This window comes from Pseudomonas sp. MH10 (assembly GCF_034353045.1).
Classification (GTDB): Bacteria; Pseudomonadota; Gammaproteobacteria; order Pseudomonadales; family Pseudomonadaceae; genus Aquipseudomonas.
This window is the reverse complement of the sequence record NZ_CP133783.1, coordinates 553049-578376: the sequence shown is the minus strand read 5'-3', so window position 1 is coordinate 578376 and position 25328 is coordinate 553049. Positions and strand designations below refer to the sequence as shown.

The 25328-nt window shown below is 57.2% G+C and carries 20 protein-coding genes; 16 read left to right on the top strand and 4 right to left on the bottom strand.

What is annotated here, in order from left to right; translation table 11 throughout:
• Positions 1-61 precede the first annotated feature (61 nt).
• Positions 62-826 carry a 2-keto-4-pentenoate hydratase gene (locus RHM59_RS02745; protein WP_322285897.1) on the top strand — a complete coding sequence of 255 codons (765 nt, stop codon included), beginning with the start codon at positions 62-64 and terminating at the stop codon, positions 824-826.
• Positions 827-867: 41 nt separating this feature from the next.
• Here RHM59_RS02745 and RHM59_RS02740 read toward each other — a convergent pair whose 3' ends face one another.
• Positions 868-1776, bottom strand: a complete 909-nt coding sequence (locus tag RHM59_RS02740) for a LysR family transcriptional regulator (protein ID WP_322164770.1) — start codon at positions 1774-1776, stop codon at positions 868-870.
• Positions 1777-1884: 108 nt separating this feature from the next.
• Here RHM59_RS02740 and gcl point away from each other — a divergent pair, with 108 nt between their 5' ends.
• The 5 genes from gcl to RHM59_RS02715 all read left to right on the top strand — a co-directional run bounded on the left by gcl (position 1885) and on the right by RHM59_RS02715 (position 9205).
• A complete protein-coding gene (gene gcl / locus RHM59_RS02735) occupies positions 1885-3660 on the top strand; it encodes a glyoxylate carboligase (RefSeq protein WP_322164771.1) in 1776 nt (591 codons plus the stop codon).
• Positions 3661-3700: 40 nt separating this feature from the next.
• Complete coding sequence (gene hyi, locus RHM59_RS02730; RefSeq protein ID WP_322164772.1) at positions 3701-4483, top strand: hydroxypyruvate isomerase; 783 nt, start codon at positions 3701-3703, stop codon at positions 4481-4483.
• 142 nt (positions 4484-4625) lie between these two features.
• Positions 4626-5528, top strand: coding sequence for a 2-hydroxy-3-oxopropionate reductase (locus RHM59_RS02725; protein ID WP_322285896.1), 903 nt, complete (start codon positions 4626-4628; stop codon positions 5526-5528).
• A 159-nt stretch (positions 5529-5687) separates the two neighbouring features.
• Positions 5688-6524: an aldo/keto reductase gene (locus tag RHM59_RS02720; RefSeq protein WP_322285895.1), complete on the top strand. Its 837-nt coding sequence runs from the start codon at positions 5688-5690 to the stop codon at positions 6522-6524.
• 161 nt (positions 6525-6685) lie between these two features.
• On the top strand, positions 6686-9205 hold the full coding sequence (locus RHM59_RS02715) for an HWE histidine kinase domain-containing protein (protein ID WP_322285894.1): 2520 nt from the start codon (positions 6686-6688) through the stop codon (positions 9203-9205).
• Between the two features lie 370 nt (positions 9206-9575).
• Here RHM59_RS02715 and RHM59_RS02710 read toward each other — a convergent pair whose 3' ends face one another.
• Positions 9576-10100: a DUF3087 family protein gene (locus tag RHM59_RS02710; RefSeq protein WP_322285893.1), complete on the bottom strand. Its 525-nt coding sequence runs from the start codon at positions 10098-10100 to the stop codon at positions 9576-9578.
• Positions 10101-10451: 351 nt separating this feature from the next.
• On the opposite strand from RHM59_RS02710, the gene ppnN reads away from it, so the two are divergent.
• Positions 10452-11825, top strand: a complete 1374-nt coding sequence (ppnN, locus tag RHM59_RS02705) for a nucleotide 5'-monophosphate nucleosidase PpnN (protein WP_322164777.1) — start codon at positions 10452-10454, stop codon at positions 11823-11825.
• Positions 11826-12022: 197 nt separating this feature from the next.
• Positions 12023-14680 (top strand): hypothetical protein, encoded by a 2658-nt coding sequence (locus RHM59_RS02700; protein WP_322164778.1) that lies wholly within the window; start codon positions 12023-12025, stop codon positions 14678-14680.
• Between the two features lie 86 nt (positions 14681-14766).
• On the opposite strand, the gene RHM59_RS02695 is transcribed toward RHM59_RS02700, so the two are convergent.
• Positions 14767-15123 carry a hypothetical protein gene (locus RHM59_RS02695; RefSeq protein WP_322164779.1) on the bottom strand — a complete coding sequence of 119 codons (357 nt, stop codon included), beginning with the start codon at positions 15121-15123 and terminating at the stop codon, positions 14767-14769.
• 28 nt (positions 15124-15151) lie between these two features.
• Positions 15152-15832 (bottom strand): deoxyribose-phosphate aldolase, encoded by a 681-nt coding sequence (deoC, locus tag RHM59_RS02690; protein WP_322164781.1) that lies wholly within the window; start codon positions 15830-15832, stop codon positions 15152-15154.
• Positions 15833-16124: 292 nt separating this feature from the next.
• Here deoC and RHM59_RS02685 point away from each other — a divergent pair, with 292 nt between their 5' ends.
• The 8 genes from RHM59_RS02685 to RHM59_RS02650 all read left to right on the top strand — a co-directional run bounded on the left by RHM59_RS02685 (position 16125) and on the right by RHM59_RS02650 (position 25316).
• The gene (locus RHM59_RS02685; RefSeq protein WP_322164783.1) at positions 16125-17102 is read left to right on the top strand and encodes a substrate-binding domain-containing protein; all 978 of its coding nucleotides are present in this window, start codon (positions 16125-16127) and stop codon (positions 17100-17102) included.
• 81 nt (positions 17103-17183) lie between these two features.
• Complete coding sequence (locus RHM59_RS02680; RefSeq protein ID WP_322164784.1) at positions 17184-18200, top strand: galactitol-1-phosphate 5-dehydrogenase; 1017 nt, start codon at positions 17184-17186, stop codon at positions 18198-18200.
• Positions 18201-18299: 99 nt separating this feature from the next.
• Positions 18300-19820: an FGGY-family carbohydrate kinase gene (locus RHM59_RS02675; protein ID WP_322285892.1), complete on the top strand. Its 1521-nt coding sequence runs from the start codon at positions 18300-18302 to the stop codon at positions 19818-19820.
• Entirely contained in the window at positions 19817-20815 is a 999-nt protein-coding gene (locus RHM59_RS02670) for a sugar-binding transcriptional regulator (protein WP_322285891.1), read from the top strand. Before RHM59_RS02675 ends, RHM59_RS02670 begins: the two co-directional genes overlap by 4 nt.
• Entirely contained in the window at positions 20808-22304 is a 1497-nt protein-coding gene (locus tag RHM59_RS02665) for a sugar ABC transporter ATP-binding protein (RefSeq protein WP_322285890.1), read from the top strand. The genes RHM59_RS02670 and RHM59_RS02665 overlap by 8 nt, the downstream gene beginning before the upstream one ends.
• Complete coding sequence (locus RHM59_RS02660; protein ID WP_322164790.1) at positions 22301-23329, top strand: ABC transporter permease; 1029 nt, start codon at positions 22301-22303, stop codon at positions 23327-23329. The genes RHM59_RS02665 and RHM59_RS02660 overlap by 4 nt, the downstream gene beginning before the upstream one ends.
• Positions 23330-23340: 11 nt before the next feature.
• The gene (locus RHM59_RS02655; protein ID WP_322285889.1) at positions 23341-23586 is read left to right on the top strand and encodes a hypothetical protein; all 246 of its coding nucleotides are present in this window, start codon (positions 23341-23343) and stop codon (positions 23584-23586) included.
• A gap of 575 nt (positions 23587-24161) precedes the next feature.
• Positions 24162-25316: an outer membrane beta-barrel protein gene (locus RHM59_RS02650; RefSeq protein WP_322285888.1), complete on the top strand. Its 1155-nt coding sequence runs from the start codon at positions 24162-24164 to the stop codon at positions 25314-25316.
• The last annotated feature ends 12 nt before the right edge of the window (positions 25317-25328 follow it).

Here is a 25328-nt window from a genome sequence, read left to right as displayed (position 1 = left end):
GCGCAGCCATTGACTGAACCGGCGCGGGTTTCACCTTCAAAATATTCAAAGGAACTGCCCCATGACTGACACCGCTCACACGTCCAACATCGCCCAACTGATTGTCGACGCCGGACGTCATCGCCAGCCCATCGCGCAGTTATCGGTAGACCAGGTGCCGGTCGACGCCGCTGGGGCCTATGCGTTACAGCAAGACATTCTGCGGCTACGGGGTTGCACCGTCGGCGGCTGGAAAATCGGTTCAAAGTCCCACACCGGCCCGGTTCAGGGCGCCCCGCTCCCCACTGAATGCTTGTTGCCCAGCGGCGCCAACCTCGAACGAGCCGCGTATTTTCCGCCGGGCCTGGAGTTGGAAATCGCCTTTCGTTTCAACCGCGACTTCGCACCCCGCGCCGACGCCTACTCGGATGAAGAAGTACGCCAGGGCATCGGCTATATGGCAGCGACTATCGAACTGGTTGCCAGCCGATTTGCGGTCTGGCCAAAGGTCGAGCCGCTGTTGCAACTGGGCGACTTGCTGAACCACGGTGCGTTGATCGTGGGCGAATTTGTCGAGTACAGGGAGGATTTCCCGTTTGCCGAACCCGAGATGACCTTCACCTACGCTGGCCAAAACATCGTGCCGGGTAAAGCCGCCAATCCAGCCGGGGATCCCCGTCGGTTGCTGGCCTGGCTGGTCAACCACCACACCGGACAGGGATTGACGCTGAGCAAGGACACCGTGATCACTGCAGGTTCCTTTACCGGTATGTATATCGTCGAAGGCCCAGGTTTGGCCTGCGGTGAAATCACAGGTTTACCTGCTGTGTCGCTGAGTCTTTTCTGAAACATCGGGCGGTTCGCGAGCGCTCCGCGAACCGCCGCCGCTCAGGATTGGACCCAGTAATTCGGGCGATTATAGACCTCCTTCAAGAACGCAATAAAAAACCGGACTTTGGCGGGCAGATAATGCTGTTGCGGGTAAACCCCTTGGATGTCGTAACTGGGCAACGCGAAGGTATCCAGAACCGTCACCAGTTCGCCGCTTTCCAGCGCGCTTTGGATTTCCCAGACCGAACGCCAACTGACGCCAAGACCACGCTTGGCCCAGTCAAACAACAGCTCACCGTCGTTGCAGTACAGATTGCCCGCGACCTTGACCGCGACCTGTCGCCCGTCACGCTGAAAGGTCCAGCCCCGGTGCTGTCCGCCCTGCAGGTTGAACGTCAAACAGTTGTGCTTCGCCAGGTCTTCCAAGGTGTGCGGGTAGCCATGGGTCTCAAAGTATTGCGGCGCACCGCACACCACCCGTTGGTTGGAAAACAATTTGATCGCCACGTAATTGGGGTCCAGCACCTCGCCAATGCGAATCGACAAGTCGTAGCCCTCACGGACCAGATCGATCACGTTGTCGGTCAAATCAAACGACAAATTAAGCTCTGGGAACCGCGCCTGAAATTCCGGCGCGTGAGGCGCTACGTGGCGTCTGCCAAAACCAGCGGGTGCCGACACCATCAGATGGCCGCGTACCGCACTTTGGTTCTCGCTGACGCTGGCGTCGAGTTCTTCGAACGTACGCAACAGCGCTTTGGCGCTCTCCAGGTAGGACTCACCCAATTCGGTCAAGGTCAGGCCCCGGGTGGAACGATGGATCAGCTTAATGCCCAGTCGGTCCTCAAGTGCAGTGAGACGGCGACCCATGATGACCGGCGTCACCCCTTCAACCAGCGCCGCCGCCGCGAAGCTGCCTTTGGCGGCGACCAGCACATAACTGTGCAATTCGGTGTAGCGGTCCATTCGATACTCCTGATACCGATAGAAAGGATTAAAGCAGCAATTCTCAACGTTATCTTGAAGAAGCAGGATAGTCAGGTACTCAAACTATCGACTTCAGGAGACTACCAAATGACTGTCATGCGCGCTATCGAAGCGGCCGTTCTGGTGATGCAACGTGAGGGAATCGACACCGCGTTCGGGATTCCCGGTGCAGCCATCAATCCGTTGTACGCAGCCCTGAAGAAGCTCGGCGGCATTGATCACGTGCTGGCACGTCACGTCGAAGGCGCTTCGCACATGGCAGAGGGTTACACCCGCGCGGTCGCAGGCAATATTGGGGTGTGCATCGGCACCTCAGGCCCGGCCGGCACCGACATGATCACCGGCCTGTACTCAGCCTCGGCAGATTCGATTCCGATCTTGTGCATCACCGGACAAGCGCCCCGCGCCCGCCTGCACAAAGAAGACTTCCAGGCAGTAGACATCGCCAGCATCGCGGCACCGGTGTGCAAATGGGCGACGACGGTAATGGAACCGGGGCAGGTGCCGTATGTGTTTCAGAAAGCGTTTCAACTGATGCGCAGCGGACGGCCTGGTCCTGTGCTCATCGACCTGCCGTTCGACGTGCAAATGGCCGACATCGAATTTGACATCGACGCCTACGAACCGCTGCCCATCGTCAAACCCAAGGCCAGCCGCAAGCAGGTAGAAAAAGCCTTGGCGATGCTCAATCAGTCCGAGCGCCCGCTGATTGTGGCCGGTGGCGGCATCATCAACGCCGACGCTTCGGCAGCTTTGGTTGAGTTCGCCGAGCTGACCGGTATTCCGGTGATTCCAACGCTGATGGGCTGGGGCACTATTCCTGACGATCACCCCCAAATGGCGGGCATGGTCGGGCTGCAAACGTCCCACCGATACGGCAACGCCACAATGCTTGAATCGGACCTGGTGCTGGGGATCGGCAATCGTTGGGCCAACCGCCACACCGGCACTGTTTCGGTGTACAGCGAAGGCCGTAAATTCATCCATATCGACATTGAACCGACGCAGATAGGTCGGGTGTTGATGCCAGACTTGGGCATCGTCTCCGATGCGGGCGCTGCTTTGGAGATGTTCCTCGAAGTCGCTAGGGAAATGCACGTCGCCGGAACGCTCAAGAACCGCAGCGCCTGGCTGCACAGTTGCCAGGAGCGCAAACGCACCCTGCAACGTAAAACCCATTTCGACAACGTGCCGGTCAAGCCGCAACGGGTGTACGAAGAAATGAACCGTTACTTTGGCAAGGACACCTGCTACGTCACCACCATCGGGCTGTCGCAAATTGCCGGGGCGCAATTCCTGCACGTTTACAAACCACGCCACTGGATCAATTGCGGCCAGGCCGGGCCGCTGGGCTGGACAATTCCAGCAGCACTGGGTGTGGCCAAAGCTGATCCTGGCCGCCAGGTTGTTGCGCTGTCCGGGGACTATGATTTCCAGTTCATGATCGAAGAATTGGCCGTGGGTGCGCAGTTCAAACTGCCCTATATTCACGTCGTAGTGAACAACTCGTACTTGGGCTTGATACGTCAGGCGCAGCGCGGTTTTGACATGGACTTCTGCGTGCAATTGGCCTTCGACAACATCAATGCACCGGAACTGGAAGGGTATGGGGTGGACCACGTCGCGGTGGCTGAGGGCTTGGGCTGCAAAGCGATTCGCGTCACCGATCCGGCCCACCTGCAGGCAGCGTTCGCTGAAGCCAGCTCCCTGATGCAGCAATACCGCGTTCCGGTGGTCGTCGAAGTGATTCTGGAACGAGTGACTAACATTTCCATGGGTACAGAGATCAACGCCATTAATGAATTCGAAGCGCTGGCAGAGTCCCGCGCCGACGCCCCTACATCTGTCAGCTTGATGGACTAAACCTGATTGACTGACAACCGTTTCGACTGAGGAGCCCACCATGCCACGCTTATGCGCCAACCTGTCCATGCTGTTCACCGAACATGACTTTCTGCACCGCTTCGACGCCGCCGCGGCGGCGGGTTTCACCGGGGTTGAATACCTGTTCCCTTACGAGTTCAACTCGGCGCAAATCAAGGAGCGGCTGGATGCGAACGGGCTGACCCAGGTGCTGTTCAATCTACCTGCGGGCGACTGGGCCAACGGCGAACGCGGCATCGCCTGTCACCCGGACCGCGTCGAAGAGTTTCGCGGCGGGGTCGATCTGGCCATCGCCTACGCCCAGGTTTTGGGCAACACGCAAATCAACTGCCTAGCGGGGATTCGTCCGGCTGAGGGCAGCGATGAGCTGATCGAAAACACCTTCATTGCCAACCTCAAATACGCCGCCGACAAACTTGAAGCCGTGGGTATTCGGTTGATCATGGAAATGATCAACACCTTGGACATTCCAGGCTTTTACTTGAACACCACTCGCCAGGCACTGGACATTCGCGACAAGGTCGGCAGCAAAAACCTGGCGCTGCAATACGACATCTACCACATGCAAATCATGGAAGGTGACCTGGCTCGCACGCTAGAGACCCACCTGCAGGTGATCCAGCACGTGCAGTTGGCCGATAACCCTGGCCGCCATGAGCCCGGCACCGGGGAGATCAACTATCACTTTCTGTTCGAACACCTGGACCGCATCGGCTACCAGGGCTGGGTCGGCTGCGAATACAAACCGCTGACCAGCACCGAAGCAGGATTGGGCTGGCTGAAAACGTATAACGTGATTTAACAACTTGCCTGTGAACCAGGCAACTCGGTTCATCAGATAAACCGCAGTGCAGCGTTCGCAGGCAAGCCTGCTCCCACAGAATTCCCATTCGCCTGAATGCGTTCGTTGAATTCAGGAAACCGACTACAAAAGGATCACCACCATGGCAACAATCGGATTTATCGGAACCGGCATCATGGGTCTGCCCATGGCTCAAAACCTGCTCAAGGCAGGCCATACGCTGATTCTGTCAGACCATCACAGCACCCCACCCGGCTCGCTGTCCGAGGGCGGCGCACAGGTGTTGCACAGCCCGAAAGCCGTCGCAGAAGCCTCAGAGTTCATCATCGTTATGCTGCCCGACACCCCGTACGTCGACGCCGTGCTGTTTGGCGAAAACGGCATCGCCGAGGGTGTATCAGAGGGCAAGGTCGTTATCGACATGAGTTCGATCTCCCCGTCTGCCACCAAAGTCTTTGCCGAGAAAATCAACGCCACCGGCGCGCAATACCTTGACGCGCCGGTGTCTGGTGGTGAGGTCGGCGCCAAAGCAGCCACGTTGAGCATCATGGTCGGCGGCAACCAGGCCACCTTCGACCGCGCCCTGCCGCTGCTGCAAACCATGGGTAAAAACATCACTCTCGTGGGTGGCAATGGCGACGGTCAAACCGCAAAAGTCGCTAACCAGATCATCGTCGCCCTGAACATTCAGGCGGTGGCTGAAGCGCTGCTGTTCGCCGCTAAAAACGGTGCTGATCCCGCTAAGGTCCGTGAGGCACTCATGGGCGGTTTTGCAGGCTCGAAAATCCTCGAAGTACACGGTGAGCGGATGATCAAAGGCACGTTCAACCCCGGCTTCCGTATCGCGCTGCACCAGAAAGACCTGAACCTGGCACTCGAAGGCGCTCGCGAACTGAACCTCAACCTGCCCAACACCGCCAATGCCCAGCAAGTGTTCGGCACCTGCGCCGCCATCGGTGGCAGCCAGTGGGACCACTCAGCGCTGATCAAAGGCCTTGAACACATGGCGAATTTTTCTATACGTGGTGCAGAACCTAAAGCATGAGGCCATAACCTTAAGTAAATCGGTAGGAGCCAACGTATTGGCGAAGGTCCTTCGGACCTTATCGCAGCCTTCGGCAGCTTGCGCCTACAGAAAACTCTGTCGCTGTTGGGCGTATGCTGCGTTCATGCGCTTTCGCTCGCTGACGCAGGATTATTATCAATGTCACAAGCTCCGCTGATAACGCTCAATGATGGTGTGCAAATTCCTCAGTTAGGGTTGGGCGTCTGGCAGCTCACCGATGAGCAAGCCTTCGACTCATCTACGGCCGCGCTTGCCGCTGGCTACCGGCATATCGACACTGCAATGATCTATGGCAATGAGGCCGGTGTGGGTCGCGCCGTGGCTGAGAGTGACGTGCCGCGTGAGGATATCTTCATCACCACCAAGCTATGGAACGCCGACCACGGCTTCGACAAGACGCTGCGGGCGTACGACGCTAGCCTCAAGCTGCTCGGGCTGGAAAAGGTTGATTTGTACCTGATCCACTGGCCGCTGCCGGCCAAAAATGCGTACGCCGCCAGTTGGCGTGCCTTGGTACAACTGCAAAAAGAAGGCCGTATTCGCTCGATTGGGGTGTCCAATTTCAACGCGGATCATCTTGAAAGAATCATCGGTGATACCGGTGTAAAACCGTCGGTCAACCAAATTGAGATCCATCCGGATTTCGTGCAACAGGAGTTACTCCAGTTTTGCCAATCCCAAGGCATTGATACTGAATCCTGGAGCCCGCTGGGCCAAGGTGGTGAGTTGCTCAACCAGCCGGTATTAAAAGGTATCGCTGCCGGCCACGGCCGCACCGCGGCGCAAGTGATTCTGCGCTGGCACTTACAGACCGGACGCATTGTCATACCGCGCTCCAGCAACCCAGGGCGAATTGTCCAAAATTTCAGCGTGTTTGATTTTGAATTGAGTGCTCAAGACATGGCCGCGATAGCCAGCATTGAGCAGGCCAAACGCCTGGGCCCTGACCCGGCCACATTTAATTTGGGGGCTTAATGTCACCTGATAGCCCAAGCACCACTCAAACGAGGTAGTAAGCGCTTTCTCAGGTAGTATGCATCGCACAGGCGTGTACTACCCTGAACCGAACACGGCAAGCGAGCCGCACCCTCCGGCCCGCTCCACTCTAAGCGCCTATATTTCCGGTAATCCACCCGATGCCCCGCACCAACAATAATCTTAATGAGTGCGATCGCGAGCCCATCCATCGGCTTGCTCGGGTTCAGACATTTGGGTTTCTAATCGCTGTGTCCCATGACTGGCTGATAACGCACGTTTCCGCCAATCTCAGCAACTTCCTGCCCTTTTCTGCCGAATCGGTGATCGGAAAACCGTTGGGCGACATTGTTCCGTTGCCAACCCTTCACGCACTGCGCAACGGACTGCAGTTCATGGCCTCTGCAGACTCGGTAGAACGGGTCTTCGGTGAACCGTTGTTGCCCGATCAACTGTTTGACTTCGCCATTCATTACAGCGGCTCAAGCATTGTGATTGAAGCCGAACCCGCAGCAACGGTTCACCGAGCAGACTCGGCGCCCACGCTTCGCGCCATGATCATGCGGCTACAGCGACCAGGAGACTTACTGACGCTGTGCAAAGAAGCCGTTCGCCAGATAAGGGCGTTGACCGGTTATGACCGGGTGATGGTGTACCGATTCGAGCAGGACGGGACCGGAGAAGTCATTGCCGAGAAAGCTGCCACGGGGATGACGGCGTTTCTGGGCCTGCGCTACCCCGCTGGCGATATTCCGCAACAAGCCCGCGCGCTGTATGTGCGCAACAGCCTGCGTATCATCGCGGACGTCAGTGATTGGGGTGTAATCATCCTGCAAGACCCCGTAAACCCTACGCTCGACCTGTCACTCAGCGTCCTGCGCTCAGTCTCGCCCGTTCATTTGGAATACCTGAGCAACATGGGTGTCGCAGCCTCATTATCGATTTCGATTATTCACCAGGGACAACTGTGGGGCCTTATCGCCTGCCATCACGGTGTATCGGGCCCGCTGTCATTGGAAATTCGTACGACGGCCGAGTTATTCGGGCAGATGTTTTCGCTGATGCTTGAAAGCCGCGAGCGGGATACCGAACTTAAACAATCGCTCTACAAGCGCGCATTACATGATCAGTTAATCGCAAGACTGAGTACGGTCACGCCGATATTTAAAGGTCTTGGCAACGCCCTCGACGATTTCGCCGGGCTGATTGATTGCGATGGCGTTGGGTTGTGTATCGACGGCAGGGTTCGCATCAGCGGCTATACACCTGACGAACAGGCGTTTTACGCCATGACCGGCTTCCTCAACCATGCCGCAACCGCTGACGGGTTTTCTACTTGTGCACTGGCAAGTGTTTACCCCTTAGGCGATAAGTTCGTCGAGGCTGCCGCCGGGGTGCTGGCGATCCCGCTGTCGCTCACCCCTGGCGATTACCTGGTCTTTTTCCGTCGCCAATGGCGCCATTCAGTGAATTGGGCGGGTAACCCCGACAAGAGCGTCGTGGTGACAGATGACGGCGAACGACTGACACCGCGCAAAAGTTTTGCAGTGTGGAGCGAACAGGTCGAGGGACAGAGCCGCCCGTGGACCGACGGTGATCATGCAGTCGCCCGGCACCTGCGCACCGCGCTTTTGGAAGTTATTCTGCGAGTAAAAGACCCCAGCAGCATCGAGCGTCAACAAGCCGATGAAAAACGGGAATTGCTGGTGGCCGAACTCAACCATCGGGTGCGCAACATCTTGACCCTGATTCGAGCCGTTGTGGGCCAAAGCCGAGACACCGAAACGACACTTGAACAATTTATTCAATCAGTCAGCGGACGGATCCAGGCACTGTCCCTGGCCCACGATCAAATCACCGCCGATCAGTGGAGTGCAGCGCCCCTGCGCGCCCTCATCGACGCCGAAGGCAAAGCCTACCTGTCTCAAGGTCATGAACGACTCAAGATTGATGGCCCCGATGTGCTACTGGACCCCCAGGCATTTTCCACGGTTGCGCTGGTGGTTCATGAACTGATGACCAACTCGACCAAGCATGGCGCGCTGTCAAACGCCCAAGGGGGAATCAACATTGACTGGCGCCTTGACCTGGCCGGGCGGCTGACGCTGTCCTGGAAAGAGCATGGGGGGCCGGCAGTCACGCCGCCCAGCCGTCGCGGCTTTGGTAGCACCATCGTCGAGCGCTCGATACCCTTTGATCTAAAAGGCACTGCCGAGGTGCTTTATGCGCGGCATGGTCTTGAAGCGAGCTTTGTCATTCCGTCGGCCTTTGTAAAACTGGCCAGCACCCGACCGTTAGCAAAAGCAACGGCTCAAACAGCCTGGCCGTCCACGTATCATGGACGGGTGTTGGTTCTCGAAGACAACATCATTATTGCGCTTGAGGCCGAAGATATTCTGCTCAAGCTCGGCGCGCAGGAGGTCGACATTACGTCCAGGGTGATTGATGCGCTGCGCATCATTGACCAAACGCCACCGAGCTTCGCGTTGCTCGATTTTAACTTGGGAAGCGAAACCAGCTTGCCGGTAGCACTGAGTCTCAAGCAGAAAAACATTCCCTTTGCGTTTGCTACAGGCTATGGAAATGAGCTTCGCGTGCCGGCCGAACTCGCTGGCGTCGCCATCATCAAAAAGCCCTACAGCGTGGAATCTTTTCTGGTTTCAAAGCCCTCCGTTGAGTAAATCAGCTGCGATTTTCGGATGTCCGCACCGGCCCGCCGTGCTCTGACAGCAGCGTAATGCTTTAAATCGGTTTGCCCGCGACTACGTTGACGAACTCGAACGTCGCGCATATCGCAAGCCCAAGCACTTGGAATTCGGGATAAAGAATGAGTCCGATATCTTGCATGGCAGTGGACGCCCGTATGACCTGACGGTGATGGAATCTATAGGAGCTGCCTAAGTCTCTGTGGGCGTTGGCTTGCCAACGACATCGACAACATTCCCCATTGAGCGTTTGGGTTCAATGAGGGAAAGCTTACCGTCAGAACGATACGACTCAAATGTCAAAGACACCACTTTTCAGGACATAGTAACGGTTATTAGAATTCGCTTAGACGCGAGCTTTGACGGCATTGATCCACGCAGGGTCAAATCGAGCCTGATCGGTGTCGATCCCTAGCTGGGTCATCCGCACCCGGTGTTGATCTATTTCTTGGATCATTTGCAGGTGAGCACTGGAGTTGGCATCCAGCTGATGCATTTCGCTAATGCCCAGATGGTAAAAGCGCAGCAACTTCATGGCCGTTGGATCGTTAACCTCCACACCAGCGGTCACGTAATGCATCACGTTGGTAACTTTCATCAGGTTACGTTTAAGCTGCCAACCGTACACAGCGGGTGCCATCCAGCCTTGTGACCAAAATTTAAACCGCACCAACGCGACCGTCAGTAACAGGCCGATTACAACGCCGGCTGCATTCAACCAAAAATTATCCCCGCCTGCTTCGCCTAACAGCTTGACCGCGACGCCGGACAACACGACCGCCAACACCGCGAACGTCAGGGCAATAATCAACGTACTGCGCCGGGTTTGTCGGCGATAGGTTTCAGGATTCAGGTGTTTTATCTCGAACATGACTGCTGCCGAACTCCAAGGGTGAGTTGATTACAAAATGACAGGGCATTATCGCCCGTAGAAAGGGTCACACACACAGTTAATCAGTTTTCCGGGACATGCCATTTGATCTGAGTGCCGGAGTAAGATACGAAAACCACTCGCTTTCCACTGTTTATTGGCTCATAGATCTTTAACTGCCGCTCTCTGCTGCGCCGCGAGACAGCTCGCCACCGATGGTCCCCACACACCATTTGCATTCGTGCCCGGTCGCCGGAGAAAATGCCCGCCGCGCGATCATCTGCGGCGCTCACTTATTTTGAGGCAACTGCTCCCCTTCTGGCGTGGTTGCCTCGTTTTCAGGAATTCAGAATGGCTTTAAGACACGTAATTAACGCTTCGGTCAGCCCAAAGGGCAGCCTTGAAACATTGTCCCAACGCGAAGTTCAACAATTGAGCGAAGCCGGGTCAGGCAGTATTTATAAATTATTCCGCCAATGCGCCCTGGCAATCCTCAACACCGGCGCCCACGTTGATAACGCCAAGACCATTCTTGAGGCGTATGAAAGCTTTGAAGTTCGCATCCATCAGCAAGACCGTGGTGTGCGCCTGGAATTGCTCAACGCCCCGGCCGACGCCTTCGTCGACGGAGAGATGATCGCCAGCACCCGCGAAATGTTGTTCTGCGCCCTGCGCGATATCGTCTACACCGAAAACGAGTTGGACAGCCCACGTATAGACCTCGAAAGCTCTCAAGGCATCACCGATTACGTGTTCCATCTATTGCGCAACGCCCGCACCTTGCGTCCTGCGGTAGAGCCGAAGATCGTCGTGTGCTGGGGCGGTCACTCGATCAACACTGAAGAATACAAATACACCAAAAAAGTCGGCCACGAACTGGGCCTGCGCAGCCTGGACATCTGCACCGGCTGTGGCCCTGGCGTCATGAAAGGTCCGATGAAGGGCGCAACCATTGCCCACGCCAAACAACGCATCAGCGGCGGCCGCTACCTGGGCCTGACTGAGCCGGGCATCATTGCGGCCGAAGCGCCGAACCCCATCGTAAACGAGCTGGTGATTCTGCCGGACATCGAGAAACGTCTGGAAGCCTTCGTCCGGGTTGGCCACGGGATCATTATCTTCCCAGGTGGCGCAGGCACCGCCGAAGAGTTCCTTTATCTGCTCGGCATCTTGATGCACCCGGACAACCAGAACTTACCGTTCCCGGTGATTCTGACCGGGCCGAAACATGCGGCGCCGTACCTGCAACAACTGCACAACTTCGTCGGCGCCACCCTGGGCGAAGCTGCACAGCGTCGCTACCAGATCATCATCGACGATCCGGTTCAGGTCGCACGGGAAATGAGCGCCGGGCTCAAAGAGGTCAAACAGTTCCGTCGCGAGCGCAACGACGCGTTTCACTTCAACTGGCTGCTAAGAATCGACGAAGGTTTTCAGCGTCCGTTTGATCCGACACACGAGAACATGGCTAATTTAAAATTGAGCCGCGACCTGCCACCTCACGAACTGGCGGCCAATCTGCGCCGGGCGTTCTCTGGGATCGTGGCGGGGAACGTCAAAGACAAAGGCATCCGGCTGATCGAAGAACATGGTCCATATGAAATCCACGGTGACGCTGCCGTGATGGAGCCACTGGATCATTTGCTGCAAGCCTTTGTCGCACAACACCGCATGAAACTTCCCGGCGGCGCGGCGTATGTGCCGTGTTATCGCGTGGTGACGTAAGAGGCTTCATATCTCCTGCCGGACACTCGTGTCCGGCATTAAAACCATCGCGTTTTGTAGGAGACGCAGCGCTGTCGCGCAGCAAAAACGAGGAAATTAAATGGATTACGCGGTGTTTGATGAGAGGGTTGCAAAGTAACCACCCGCGGCTAGGCTAAGTTCAAATAAAACGACTGCCAACACGGGCAGGACATGCCATGGGCAAACTAGACTCGAAAGATCCTATCAAGTCTGCGCAGTCCGATATTGAACTGCACCGTATTACGGAGCGACGCAAAGCTCTCGATATCGATCAGCGACCCGATCATCCGCGCCATTGGGGTATTGCGTTATCCGGCGGAGGTATTCGTAGCGCGACGTTCGCCCTTGGCGTGTTGCAAGCGATGGCACGGGCACCGGCCCTGCCGATCAAACCTTGCCGCAAGCCATCGCAGCAAAGCGATTACTTATTACCCCATTTCGATTACTTGTCCACGGTCAGCGGCGGCGGCTATATAGGTTCGTTCTTCATTAGTTTGTTTGTACCGGGCCGACTTACCGGCAACCCATCACCTTCGTCGTCTCCGTCTCTTGAGGGACACTTTGCCGCAGCTGAAAATGCCTACGCGGCACTTCGCTTGGAGCCCCCTGGGCGCATTCATACCACACGCGATTACAGTGAAAACCGCGGCGAAGCGGCCATGGCGTGGCTTCGAGAAAACGGCCGCTACTTACTGCCGTCCGGTTCTGGAGACTTTTTCTATGCGATGGCGCTGACGCTGCGAAATCTGCTGTCGGTGCAGTTTGTGATCGGTATGCCGGTGCTACTGATTCTTTCGTTACTGGCAATGGTGCGGCTTTATGTCAATGCGCTGTATTGTGCACCCGGCATCGTCGACCCTGAAAGTGGAGTGGGGATGCTGCTTTGCACATCGCTCTGGTGGCTACCCCTGTTGTGGTTAGTCGCGGCCGGAGGGCCACTGGTGCTCGCGTTCTGGATGGTCTATTCAGTCAATAGCCAAGATGAAAAGGTGGAGGCGATCAGTTGGTGTAGCGTCATCATGAGCATTGTGGGTATCGCGTTTGCTGGCGCCGCATTGAAGATGGCCCTACCAGCAAACTTGACCGCCATCTTTTTGTTGGGGGCGTTCGAAATCGGAACCATGCTGTTGGTGTTCCTGACCCTCATTTTTTTTATGTACCTCAACAGCACAAGCACCACCTTCACCGGCCCATTTAACAGCGTGCGCAATTACCGAGTTCTCATCACGCGGTTACTTTCTCAACAGTTGATTGCCGTCATTGCCATGGTATTCATTGCAATCGTTACCAGTCTGACCGAGTGGGTATATGGCCAGTTGCACGAGCACCCTTGGTCCAGTATCGCCGTTGCCACCCCGCCCGCTCTCATCGCACTGGTACGTCTATTTTCAAAGTTTCTGGATGATAAATCGGTACCGGGCTGGCTCAGCAAACTGCCGACAGACATTCTGGCCGGTATTGTCGGGTTTTCGATCCTGCTCTCTATCACCGTGCTGTGGGGTTTGCTCGTAGCGTGGGTGCGCGACGATGTGTCACTCATCAGCCTAACGAACAGTTCCGCCTACTATGGGTTAGTGATCTTGTCAGCAGCGGCGCTGGGGCTGACGTTATCATCCGGTCAGTTCATCGGCTTTATCAACCTCTCCTCGTTACAAGCCTTTTACTCTAGCCGCCTCGCCCGAGCCTACCTCGGCGCCTCAAACGGTCAGCGCTTTACGTTTGATACTAATATCCAGTCTCAACGGTCGCGCTTAAGCGTTGCTGATGCGATGGCAGGCGACGACCTCCAACTAGGGGACTATTACGCAAGCGTCTGCGCGCCCATTCATTTGATCAACGTGACCATGAACCTGACCGTGGACCCTGCTGAACAACTGGTTCAGCGGGATCGCAAAGGCAAGCCGCTGTGTATTGCCCCTGGCGATGCTAAAAGCTCAAGCAAAGTCAGCTTCATACTTGATGGAGAATTACGCGCGCAGCAGAACAAATGCTCGCGCAAAAGCGAGATTAACCAGCCGCTGTCCGTGTCCTACTGGATTGCGACTTCTGGTGCGGCCTTGACCACCGGTCTAGGCCGCGCAACCTCCTTGGGAACGTCCATGGCGCTCGGTCTGGCTAACGTGCGTTTAGGGACGTGGTGGCCGTGCAACTTTGATTCAAAAAGTCTAACCCAGTCCATCTACCAAAAAGTCTTCCCCATTCAGGCCTATCTGCTCTACGAATTGACGGCTCGCTTCCACGGGTTGCGGCGCGAATTTCAGTACCTCTCTGACGGAGGGCACTTCGAGAACACTGCCGCTTACGAGTTGATCCGCAAGGAACGTGATATTGAACTCATTGTGTTATGTGACAGCGGTTGCGATGTTAACTATGAGTTTGACGACTTAGCCAATCTCACTCGCCTTGCCAGGATTGATCAATCGCTGGAAATAGAAGTCGATACCGAGATTCTGAAGCACCCCATCCTTGGCTCTATTTTCGGCGACGTCGGCGATTTCAGCCCCCAGAAAGAAGCCGACCAGCGCTGCGCCTTATTGCTCAATGTCTTCAAAAAAGACTGCCAACGCGACTTACAAAGCCGGATCCTAGTCTTAAAACCGCGAGTGATCGTTGGCGTGTCTGCGGACGTATCAAACTACGCCGTACAGAATCCGAAATTCCCCAACGAAAGCACCGCAGATCAGTTTTTCAACGAGGCACAGTTTGAGAGCTATCGCCAGCTAGGATTGACCATTGGCCAATTGCTGTTCGGTCATGCCGAGTCTGGTAAATCGAAAGTGGCGCAAGCCCTCTGGTCCTATTTATGGTCTGAGCAAAGCGATATCACCGGTTGAAGAAAACAGTGCCCTGCTCAACAGGCACAAAATCCGGAGTCTTTATCAAACTTGTGCCTGTGGGCTCAGCGGGTCGTCTATAAGGTTCAGGATTTCGCTTTGTAGCATATTAAGGATGCTGCTGCGTTGCGGTTCTCCAGCGCCAGGCTGACGTCCCGGGCCTTGATACTAACGCGCACGCGTTGGCCCAACGGCAGTTCGCTCAACGGCAAAAATAGCCAACCGCCCGGCACGCATACACGACTCAGGCGGAAGATTTCGTCATGGGCGTCGAGCACGCCTTCCAGCGCGGTTTCAGCTTCATCCAGATGTGCCAACGGCAGATCGGCACGGGTCAACAGTTGGTTCCGCGGTCCGGCGGCGCGCAGTTGGCCGTTTTCCACGTAGAGCATGTGGTCTGCCAAGCGGCTGACTTCCTCCAACGAGTGACTGACGTAATGCACCATCGCTCCTACAGAGAGTGTCGCAAAATCAATACGCCTTTGCCGCAACCTTGCCGTTGCTGACGATGGAAATCCCGGAACTGGTGCCAAGGCGAGTGGCGCCTGCGTCGAGCATCGCTTGGGCGGTTGCTGCATCCCTTACGCCACCCGACGCCTTGACGCCGATATTCGGTCCGACCACTCGGCGCATCAGCAGCACGTCATCCAAGGTTGCGCCGCCATGCCCGAAGCCGGTGGAGGTTTTGACGAAGCCGACGTTCAAGTCGCGACAGATTTCGCAAGCGTGAATTTTCTCCGCGTCGTTAAGCAAACCGGTTTCAAGAATCACCTTAAGCGTGGTCCCTTGGCAGGCGCTCAACACCTGAGCGATGTCGTCACGCACTTGGTCCAGTAGACCGTCCTTGAGCCAACCAATATTGAGCACCATGTCGATTTCGCCGGCGCCGGCCTCAATGGCCGCACGGGCTTCAAACGCTTTGGCGACACTCAACCCCGCCCCTAACGGAAACCCGATCACCGCGCACACCAATGGCGATGCATCGCGCAAGCACTGAGCGGCCAGTGGCACGTTGGCGCTGTTGACACACACCGATTTGAAACCATGCTCGATGGCTTCTTCGCACAGGCGCCGAATGGCGGCTTGCGAGGCGTCAGCGGCAAGCAGCGTGTGGTCGATGTAGGCAGCAAAAACTGAGGCGGAGGCTGGCATGACGATGTCCTTTCCAAGGGCGCAGCGAGGCGGCTGCTGAATGTTACCTTTCGATCATTAAATGTTAATATTTTCACATTGTAAATATTTTTTTCACCCCCCCGCTTCGCCTAGTATCTAGACCACCAAGGTGCGGTAATTTTTTCTCATTTTGTTAGAACTATAACAAAATCGCCTTGACACATGACGACTTGGGGTCCAGATTTTCAAATGTGATGACTCATCACATTTGTGAGCGACACCCCAATGAGGGCGGCGCTTGACTCCAACAACAATAAAAATAGGAATCGCCATGTTGCAGATAGCCCGCACACCTGTTCATGCTTTTTCCCTGGCCCTTGCCATCAGCGCTGCCGTGCTGACCGGCATGCCCGCCTACGCCAACGACCTGAAAATTGGCTTCAGCCAAGTCACCCTGCAATCGCCTTTCTACGTGCAACTGCGCGACGGTGCCAAAGAAGCGGCCGCCAAAGACGGCGACACGCTGATCTTCCTGGATGCCAACGGCGACATCAGCAAACAAAACAACGACATTCAAGACTTGCTGACGCAGAAGGTCGATGTGCTGATTATCAACCCGGTCAACCCTGACTCCGTCGGTGCGGCGCTAGACGCGGCCAAGGCCGCCAAGGTGCCGGTGATTGCCGTGGACAGAGCGATCAACGGCGAGGTCGCGGCCAGCATCGGGCGCAATAACCAGAAGATGGGTGAACTGTCCGGCAGTGCGTTGCTTGCCGCCCTGAAAGCCAAAGGCGTGACCAAAGGCAAAGTCATCGAGATTCAGGGCGATGCCGGCGGCACGGTAATGAAGCAGCGCCGTGCCGGCTTCCACGCTGCTTTTAAAGGTAGCGATTTCAAAATCATCGATGGCCCCTACAGCGAATACATCCGCGCCAACGCCGTAACCGCCATGCAGGATTTGCTGCAAGCCAACCCTGACGTCAAAGCCGTGTTCGCCCACAACGACGACATGGCCATGGGTGCGTTGCAGGTTCTTAAAGAGCGCGGTTTGACGACGGTGCTGGTGGCCGGCGTCGACGGCTTGTCCGAAGCCATTAGCGCCATCGAAAACGGTGACCAGTACGTGGCCACCGCGTTGAACGACCCGCGCTATTTGGGCGAAATCGCCATCGACGCCGCACGCAAATTGGCCACCGGCAAAACCGTGGATACGTTTGTCGACGCCGGTACCGAGGCCGTGACCAAGGCCAACGCGGCTCAGGTCAAGCACGACGCGACCTTCGGTGAGTACCGCCCCGGCGCGCAATAAGCCTTATTTGATTCATGAACGTTTTGGGCGCCTCTCACGAGAAGTCTGCCCCTGCACGTCATTCACCAAGAGGATGTCATCGTGAAAGCAGCCGTCATGTACAAACCGGGGGATATCCGGGTCGAGGAAGTCGAAAAACCTACGGTCAAAGCCGGCCATGCTTTGGTACGTGTTGCCGCGTGCGGGGTATGCGGTTCGGATATTCCGCGCATGCTGAGCAAAGGCGCGCACCGCATGCCGCTGATTTGCGGCCATGAGTTTGCCGGTTTCATTGAAGAGATTGGCGACGGCGTAGAAGGCTATGCCCTCGGCGAGCTGGTCACCGTGCCGCCGATGATTCCCGACGTCAGCAGCGACCAATACCAGCGTGGTTTCCCATCGCGTTCGGAAAACTATGACTACTTTGGCAGCCGCCGCGATGGCGCGTATGCCGAGTTCGTCAACGTGCCGCTCACTAACCTGATCAAAGTCCCGGCGGGCATGGACCCGATTGCCGCCTCTCTGGTCGACCCGGCGGCGATTGCCCTACACGCCATCTGGAAAGCCGATTTCAAGGCGGGCCAAACCGGCGCGGTGGTGGGTTGCGGCCCCATTGGTTTGTTCGCCATCCAGTGGCTGAAATTGATGGGCGCCAAAGACATCGTCGCCATCGACATCGCCGAAGAAAAACTCGCTATGGCCCGTGAAGCCGGCGCCACCCAGACCCTGCTCAGTGGCGCACCTGATGCCGAACTGCCGCGCTGCCAACTGGTGATCGAAGCCGCTGGCCACCCGAGCTCTATCAACCAGGCGGTGCAACTGGCCAAAGCCGGCGGGCACGTGGTGTTCATCGGCATTCCGGTGAACGACGTCCCGATCAGCACCGCAACCTTCTCGCATTTTTTGCGTCAGGAAATCTCCCTGCACGGCGCTTGGAATTCGTTTTCCGCGCCTTTCCCTGGCGACGAATGGACCGCCGCCATCGACAAATTGGCCAGCGGCGAATTGCAGTGGAAGTTCATGATTACCCATGACCTGCCACTGTCGGACTTACCGGACATGTTCAAGCGCTATGCAGAACGCAAGGAGATCGCAGCGAAAGTGATCTTCCGGCCCTGAGCGCGTGACGTGGCTGGCGACCTAAACCGCTGGCCACCGGTCAGATGCACCGCAAACCAATAAAACAAGAAGCGTCGCCAGAGACGCAGGAGAACAACAATGACCCTGTTGCTGGGACTGGATTTCGGAACGGGTGGTGTCCGGGCCGGCTTATATGACCTCCACAGCCACAAGCTGGTGCAGGTCGCCGAGGCGCCTTACGCCACTGACTATCCGCAGTTGGGCTGGGCCGAGCAATCGCCGCTGGAATGGTGGTCGGCATTGGGCAGCGCGTGCCGAACCTTGATGATCCAGGCCGGGCACCCGCATGTAGCCGCCGTGTGCGTGGCGACCACCGCCTCCACGGTGGTCGCAGCCCGCAGCAATGGTGAGCCGTTACGCCCGGCGTTGTTATGGATGGACTGCCGCGCCACCGAACAATCCGCCCACACCGCCCGCGTGACGCACCCGATGATGAACGCCGGTGGCGATGCCGTGGAATGGCTGATCCCCAAAGCCATGTGGCTGGCGCACCACGAACCTCAGGTCTATGCCCAAGCGGATCGCATTTGCGAAGCGGTGGACTGGATCAATTATCAACTGACCGGTCGCTGGGTCGCCTCGCAATTGAACGCCAGCTGCAAATGGAACTACGACACCCTGAATCAATGTTTTCCGGTGGATTTGTATGCAGAACTCGGGGTGCCAGAACTGGCCGAAAAGCTCCCCCGTGAGGTGATCCCGGTAGGTGGTCGCATCGGTCAACTAAGCGCCAACGCCGCCAACCATTTAGGACTGAGCCGCGACACGCTGGTGGCCCAAGGCGGAATCGATGCGCACATGGCGATGCTCAGCGCCGGGACGACCGGGGCCGGAGAATTGCTGTTTATTGGCGGCACATCGGTGGTGCAGTTGATGCACACCCCGCAACGCATCGACGTACCCGGCATCTGGGGCCCCTACCCCGGCGCGCTGCTTGAAGGCCAATGGTTGATGGAAGGCGGCCAGGTCTCAGCCGGTTCGATTCTCAACTGGTTGGCGCAAAAGATATTTGGCCTCAACGCCGCCGAACACCAGCAGATGATTCAAAAAGCGGCCCAGCTACAACCGGGTTCCACCGGCTTGCTGGTGCTCGATTACTGGATGGGGAACCGCACGCCGTATCGCTCACCGGACATGCGCGGGGCGATTCTGGGTTTATCCCTCAATCATGACCGGCACGATTTATACCGCGCCTCGGTGGAAGCGATTGCCCTCGGCTCGGCGAATATTTTTCACACCTGGCGCGCCCAAGGCATCGAGATCACGCGGGTGGTGGCGGCCGGTGGTTTTCAGAAAAATCCGTTGTGGCTGCAAGCAACCATTGATGCCACCGGCGTGCCGTTCGAAATGGTTGCCCATGATAATTTGACCCTGATTGGCACCGCCGCCGCTGCCGCCTGCGCATTGGGCGAGTTCGGCCATCTGCAGGAAGCGGCCGACAACTTCACCACCCGTGGCACCCTCATCGAACCGGACGCCCAAGCCCACGAGCAATACGTTGAGCTGTTAGGCCGCTATCGCGCCGCCACCGACAGCGTGGCGCCCATCAGTTGCAAACCTGCACTCGCCCGCTTGAGCGGCGTAAGGCCCATCGCATGAGTAACCTGACCGATTCAAAAATCCCGGAAACCTTGCCCGCTCGGCTGTCTTCCGATGCCCAGCGCGAAGATTTGATGGTCCAAGTGGCCAAGCTGTATTACGACCTGGAAAAGACCCAAAGCGATATTTCCAAAGAAACCGGGCTGACCCGCTGGCAAGTCAGCCGTTTGTTGCGCGAAGCCCGTGACACCGGTGTGGTCAGAATCGAAATCATCCCGCGCTCCTCGCGCTTGCCCGAGTTGGAGGCTGCGTTACAGCGGCGTTTCGGCCTGCGCGAAGCCTTGGTGCTGGGCGTAGTCGGCGATGACAGCGGGCTGAATGCGGTGACTCAAGCTGCGGCGCGCTATGTGTGTAGCCTGCAACCGGCACCGGATTTGATCGGCGTGTCGTGGGGCCGAACCCTGACCAAAATGGCCCAGTGGCTGGTGCCGCGCTGGAACGAGTCGGTCAACGTGGTATTGCTCAATGGCGCCATCAATACCCGCTCAGTGGGCGAGCCCAGCCATAACGTCGCCGAGCGTTTCGCCCATGCAGCACGCGGCCAAGCTACTTTATTGCCGGTGCCGGCGATTCTCGGCAATGCCCGAACCCGCGAGGCGCTGGAACAGGACCCGATCATCGCGGACGTATTGCGCTTGGGCGAACAGGCTCCCGTTGCGTGCTTCAGCCTCGGTGAACTGACCGCGCATTCGGTGCTGATGGAATCCGGTTATATAGACGCCGCACTGTTGGCCGAGCTGGAGCGGCGCGGCGCAGTGGGCGACATTATGGGCCGCTTCATTGGCGCCGATGGCCAAGTGGTGATGCCGGAACTGGATGACCGAACCCTGGGCCTGCGCCCTCAGGCACTGCGCGACAAAGCCTGGTCGATTGCCGTCTGTGTCGGCACGCACAAGCACCAGATCGCCAAAGCCTGTGTCCGCGCCGGGTACGTCAACGTACTCGCCACTGACGAAGCCACCGCCCGTTTCTTGTTGGAGCAGGACCATGAATGAATTGGCGCTCGAGATTCGTCACCTCGCTAAACGCTTTCCGCCTAACGTCATCGCGCTGACCGACGCGTCACTGACTGTGCGCCCCGGTGAAGTCCATTGTTTGCTCGGCGCGAATGGCGCCGGAAAAAGTACGTTATTGAAAATCGTCGCTGGCGCCCATCGGCCCGACGGCGGCGAAATGCTCGTCGGTGGTCGGCAGGTCGAGCTGAAAAGTCCGCAGCAAGCCCGTGAAGCCGGAATCGTAATGATCTATCAGGAACTGGACCTGATCGGGCAAATGACCGTCGAAGAAAACCTGATGCTCGGCTACACCCCCAGCCGCTTTGGGATCATTTCCCGGGCCAAACGCAGCGCCCGGGCAGCGCTAGCCTTGAAACGGGTCGGCGCCCACTTCAGCGCCACGGCGCGGGTCGAAACCCTGTCTATCGCCAATCAACAACTGACGGCCATCGCCAGGGCATTGACTTGCGACGCCAAGCTAATGGTGATGGATGAACCGTCTGCCGCGCTCAATGAAACTGAGTTGAAACGGGTGTTCCAGGTGATCCGTGAAATCACCGCCGCGGGCGTCGCCGTTTTGTACGTCAGCCACCGCTTGCACGAGATTCGCGAAATTGGCCATCGGGTGACGGTGCTGCGTGGCGGCTGCACGTTGGAAACCCGTGAATTGAGTGACGTCGACGACCAGGCCTTGATCAACGCCGTGGTCGGCGAACACCGGGAGTTGCTGGAACGCAGCGCCCGTACCCCGCCCCGCGCCGAGCTGGCGCTGAAGGTCGACAATTTGCACGGTGCCCAAGGGCTGGACGTTCATGGCCTTGAAGTGCGTCAGGGCGAAATCGTCGGCCTGGCCGGGCTCAACGGCGCCGGGCGCAGCAGCCTGCTTAAAGCCTTGTTCGGCTCCGGGCGATTCACCGGCAACATCCAACTGTTCGGGCACGCCTATAAACCCAACACCCCACGCGATGCCATTCGCCTGGGGGTGGGTCTGGTCCCGGAAAGTCGCAAAACCGAGGGCTTGATGCTGGATGCGCCGATCTACCGCAACGCCACGCTGGTGCACACCCATCGCTTGACCTGGTTTTCTCATTGGCAGGCCAAGCAGCGCACGGAGCCGGTACTCAAACGCCTGCAAACCAAGTTCGACAACCTGGACCAGCCGGTGCGGCAATTGTCCGGCGGCAATCAACAGAAAGTGGTCATGGCCAAGTGGGTCATCGAAGGCACGCGCTTGTTGCTGTTGGACGAACCGAGCCGTGGCCTTGATGTGGGCGCCAAGGCCGACTTGTACGCCTTGGCCCGCAGCCTGGCGCAGGAAGGCTCGGCAGTGCTGGTCGCCAGCAGCGAACTTGATGAGTTGTATGTCAACTGTGACCGCATCTGGGTGATGCATGAAGGCCGCAATGCGGAGTGTTTCGATCCATTGACCACTCCTCGCGATCACATCGAGCACGCCATCCTGACCGGTAAACGAGTGCACACATCATGACGACGACTAGCAACCCACTGCCTGCTTTCGAAAAAGTGTCTGTCTGCGGTCCCCCGCGCAGAAGCGCAGCCCTCGACTGGGTCATGCGTTATAACTTCGTGTTCATTTTTCTGTTGGCGGTGGTGGTCGCTACGTTTCTGTCCGATGACTTCCTGACCTTCGGCAACATCGCCAACCTGTTTCAACAAGGCGCCATCGTCGGCATCGTTGCCATCGGCATGACCTTCGTGATCCTGACAGCCAACATTGATCTGTCGGTGGGCAGTGTCTGCGCCTTCGGCGGGATCGTGGTCTCGGTGATGCTGCAACAACAGATCGGCAGTTGGCTCGCGGTACCGGCGACCTTAGTCGTCGGCGTGCTTATCGGCACCTTTATGGGCGGCATCACCGTGTTCGGCAAAGTCCCGAGTTTCATCGTGACGTTGGCGGGATTAGTGTCGCTGCGGGGCGCAACCTTTTTAGCGTCGGACGGCGCGCCCATCGGTAACTTGCCCGCAGGTTTTACCCGGATTGGCTCAGCGATGATCGACATCCTGCCCAGCCAAGGCATTGTGTTTCCGGTATTGGGTTTGATCTTTATTGTGATCACCGCCGTCGCCTGGTTGGTGCTGCGTTACACCGTGTTCGGTGAATACGTACTGGCCACGGGCGGCAATCTGGAAGCTGCGCGCTTATCCGGAGTTCCGGTGCGCACCGTGACCATTGCGGTGTTTGCCATTTGCGGCGGGCTCGCGGCCTTCGCCGGCATGCTCCTGACCTCGCGCTTACACGTGGGCCAACCCACGGCCGCCCAAGGGTTGGAACTGGATGCGATTGCCGCCGTGGTATTGGGCGGCACCAGCCTGTTCGGCGGACGCGGCAGCGTGGTAGGTACGGCAGTGGCCGTAATGCTGCTGCAAGTGCTGCGCAATATTTTCAACTTGCTGGGGCTGGGTTCGTTTTATCAAATGGCGATTACCGGGGTGATCATCGTCCTGGCCATTCTGTTGAATCGCCTGATCGACCACTACGCGGGCCGCACGTGAGCCGCCACGCGATGGCCGCAGTGATCTTCGACATGGACGGCTTGCTGCTGGACGCCTTCGGCAGCTCTTATAAAACTACTTTTCAATCTGTTAAAAGCAATGGGTTGGCGCTGAGTTTTGTGTGTACATCCAGCATTTGTGGGGGGATGAAATTATGGTTTCGCTTTTACAGCGAGGCACCTTTTTCAACCGTCGGAACGCCGAACCGCAAAAAGGTCCCCAAAAACGCTTGCCCCACCATGCAGGACCTCGCTTAGGCTCGGTCTTCCCTCACTCCGGCGTCGCTTGCTTCATCGCCAACACGCCGGCTACGGGCGCTTTGGCCATTCCAAGGTACGACCGTATGTCGCCGCAGAACTGCCTGCCGCTGTCCGTTTGTCGTCCAACACACCAAAGTCAAAAACTTCCACTCATAATCAAGCCTTCGAGCGATTCGGTCGGTGGCGGACAATAGTCTGAACCGAGGCCATTCGAGGGTCGCCGAAGTGTCCCTTTGTAGTTTCCCTGAACGCGACGTTCGTTCGCGAAGGGAGTACCGCAGTCATCGGCTGTCTATGCCGCATTACGCATAGTTGATGTAATAAACATGCAGCTTGTGCTCCCGAGCATGGCTTGGGCGGTAGCATTGTTTTTTTCCTTCTCGCACCCTGCCAACAGTCGTTGTGATTGCACGCGCAGTAAGCCGCGTTGCCCTGAAAACTTTCTCGGGCACTGACCGGCATAAAACCTTCATGGATGTTTACCACCGACACGTTCCAGGTTGTTCTGGAGGGGGTTGAGCCGAGTATTTTTTACCACGCTGCTTCTATCGCACTGCGAGAAAGGATCCTTGATGAATGACAGGCAACGTTTGTTGACGTTACTCGTACTTGTGCCTTTCCCGATGATCGCTATGGCGGATGAACCGCAAAGTGTGGAACTGGGTGGCTTTGATTTCACGCCGACGCTGAAAATCGGCGAGCGTTATGACGATAACTTCCGAACATTGCCCAATCAGGTTGAATCCTCCTGGATTACATCCGTGCGTCCAACGTTTGTGTTGGAAACGCAAACCCGCACCAGTGGCTATCAACTTGAGTACGACGTTGACAGCCTGACGTACCAAGACCATGCCGACGCCGACCATGTTGATCAGCACGTCATGGCCAAGAGCATCGTAGAGTTTGATTCGCGTAATCGTCTGAACTGGGAGCTGGGCTATCGCCGCGCCGAAAACACAGTGCAAACCGCCCAGCCGCGGGAGAACGACAAGTACACCTTGAAGAACGCTGATTTGGGCTACAGTTTCGGCGTGCTCAGTGGCATGAACCAAATTGATCTGTTGGCCGAATATCAACAGCTACGTTACCGCAACAGCGATGGAATCAATGATGACAAGGAACACAACACCACCCTCCTCGTCGCGACTTGGTTTCACCGCCTCGGCGGTAGCACCCGCGCGTTGGTTGAAGTGCGCCACAGTGATTTTGATTATTTGCTCCACGACAGCACCCGAAACAGTACCGGCGATGCTGCGTTAGTCGGCGTTACACGGGACGTCAGCGCCAAAGTCAGTGGCAGCGTGCGGGTAGGTTATGAACGCAAAGACTTCGAGGGCGTGGCCAATGATTACAGCAGCCCAACGTGGGAAGTCGGCGTGGACTGGAAGCCGCGCACCTATTCCACGTTCTCTCTGAATGCAAGCAAAAAATACGAAGAAGGCGACGACGGTTCCTACACCGTCCACGACACCAGCACCCGTCTGGGTTGGCGACATACCTGGTCGCCGTGGATCGCGTCGGAGATCGATTACCGTTATGCAGACCTTCAATACCTGGGTATCGGGCGCGACGACAAACTCAACACCTACGGCGCTTCACTGATTTACTCAGCCACCCGCTGGGCTGACATCACCCTGGGCTACCAGCGTTGGGAAAACGACTCGAACTTCAGCGACCAGACCTACACCCGCAACGTATTTATGTTGAGTATTGCGTTGAGTCTTTGATTTAGCTGGGCG

Coding starts and splice junctions, on each gene's coding strand:
- RHM59_RS02725 (WP_322285896.1), top strand. CDS start 4,626: ATGGCAACAATCGGATTTATCGGAACCGGCATCATGGGTCTGCCCATG.
- RHM59_RS02745 (WP_322285897.1), top strand. CDS start 62: ATGACTGACACCGCTCACACGTCCAACATCGCCCAACTGATTGTCGAC.
- RHM59_RS02720 (WP_322285895.1), top strand. CDS start 5,688: ATGTCACAAGCTCCGCTGATAACGCTCAATGATGGTGTGCAAATTCCT.
- RHM59_RS02675 (WP_322285892.1), top strand. CDS start 18,300: ATGACCCTGTTGCTGGGACTGGATTTCGGAACGGGTGGTGTCCGGGCC.
- RHM59_RS02670 (WP_322285891.1), top strand. CDS start 19,817: ATGAGTAACCTGACCGATTCAAAAATCCCGGAAACCTTGCCCGCTCGG.
- RHM59_RS02650 (WP_322285888.1), top strand. CDS start 24,162: ATGAATGACAGGCAACGTTTGTTGACGTTACTCGTACTTGTGCCTTTC.
- RHM59_RS02710 (WP_322285893.1), bottom strand. CDS start 10,100: ATGTTCGAGATAAAACACCTGAATCCTGAAACCTATCGCCGACAAACC.
- RHM59_RS02665 (WP_322285890.1), top strand. CDS start 20,808: ATGAATGAATTGGCGCTCGAGATTCGTCACCTCGCTAAACGCTTTCCG.
- RHM59_RS02685 (WP_322164783.1), top strand. CDS start 16,125: ATGTTGCAGATAGCCCGCACACCTGTTCATGCTTTTTCCCTGGCCCTT.
- gcl (WP_322164771.1), top strand. CDS start 1,885: ATGACTGTCATGCGCGCTATCGAAGCGGCCGTTCTGGTGATGCAACGT.
- hyi (WP_322164772.1), top strand. CDS start 3,701: ATGCCACGCTTATGCGCCAACCTGTCCATGCTGTTCACCGAACATGAC.
- RHM59_RS02655 (WP_322285889.1), top strand. CDS start 23,341: ATGGCCGCAGTGATCTTCGACATGGACGGCTTGCTGCTGGACGCCTTC.
- RHM59_RS02700 (WP_322164778.1), top strand. CDS start 12,023: ATGGGCAAACTAGACTCGAAAGATCCTATCAAGTCTGCGCAGTCCGAT.
- ppnN (WP_322164777.1), top strand. CDS start 10,452: ATGGCTTTAAGACACGTAATTAACGCTTCGGTCAGCCCAAAGGGCAGC.
- deoC (WP_322164781.1), bottom strand. CDS start 15,832: ATGCCAGCCTCCGCCTCAGTTTTTGCTGCCTACATCGACCACACGCTG.
- RHM59_RS02740 (WP_322164770.1), bottom strand. CDS start 1,776: ATGGACCGCTACACCGAATTGCACAGTTATGTGCTGGTCGCCGCCAAA.
- RHM59_RS02660 (WP_322164790.1), top strand. CDS start 22,301: ATGACGACGACTAGCAACCCACTGCCTGCTTTCGAAAAAGTGTCTGTC.
- RHM59_RS02715 (WP_322285894.1), top strand. CDS start 6,686: ATGCCCCGCACCAACAATAATCTTAATGAGTGCGATCGCGAGCCCATC.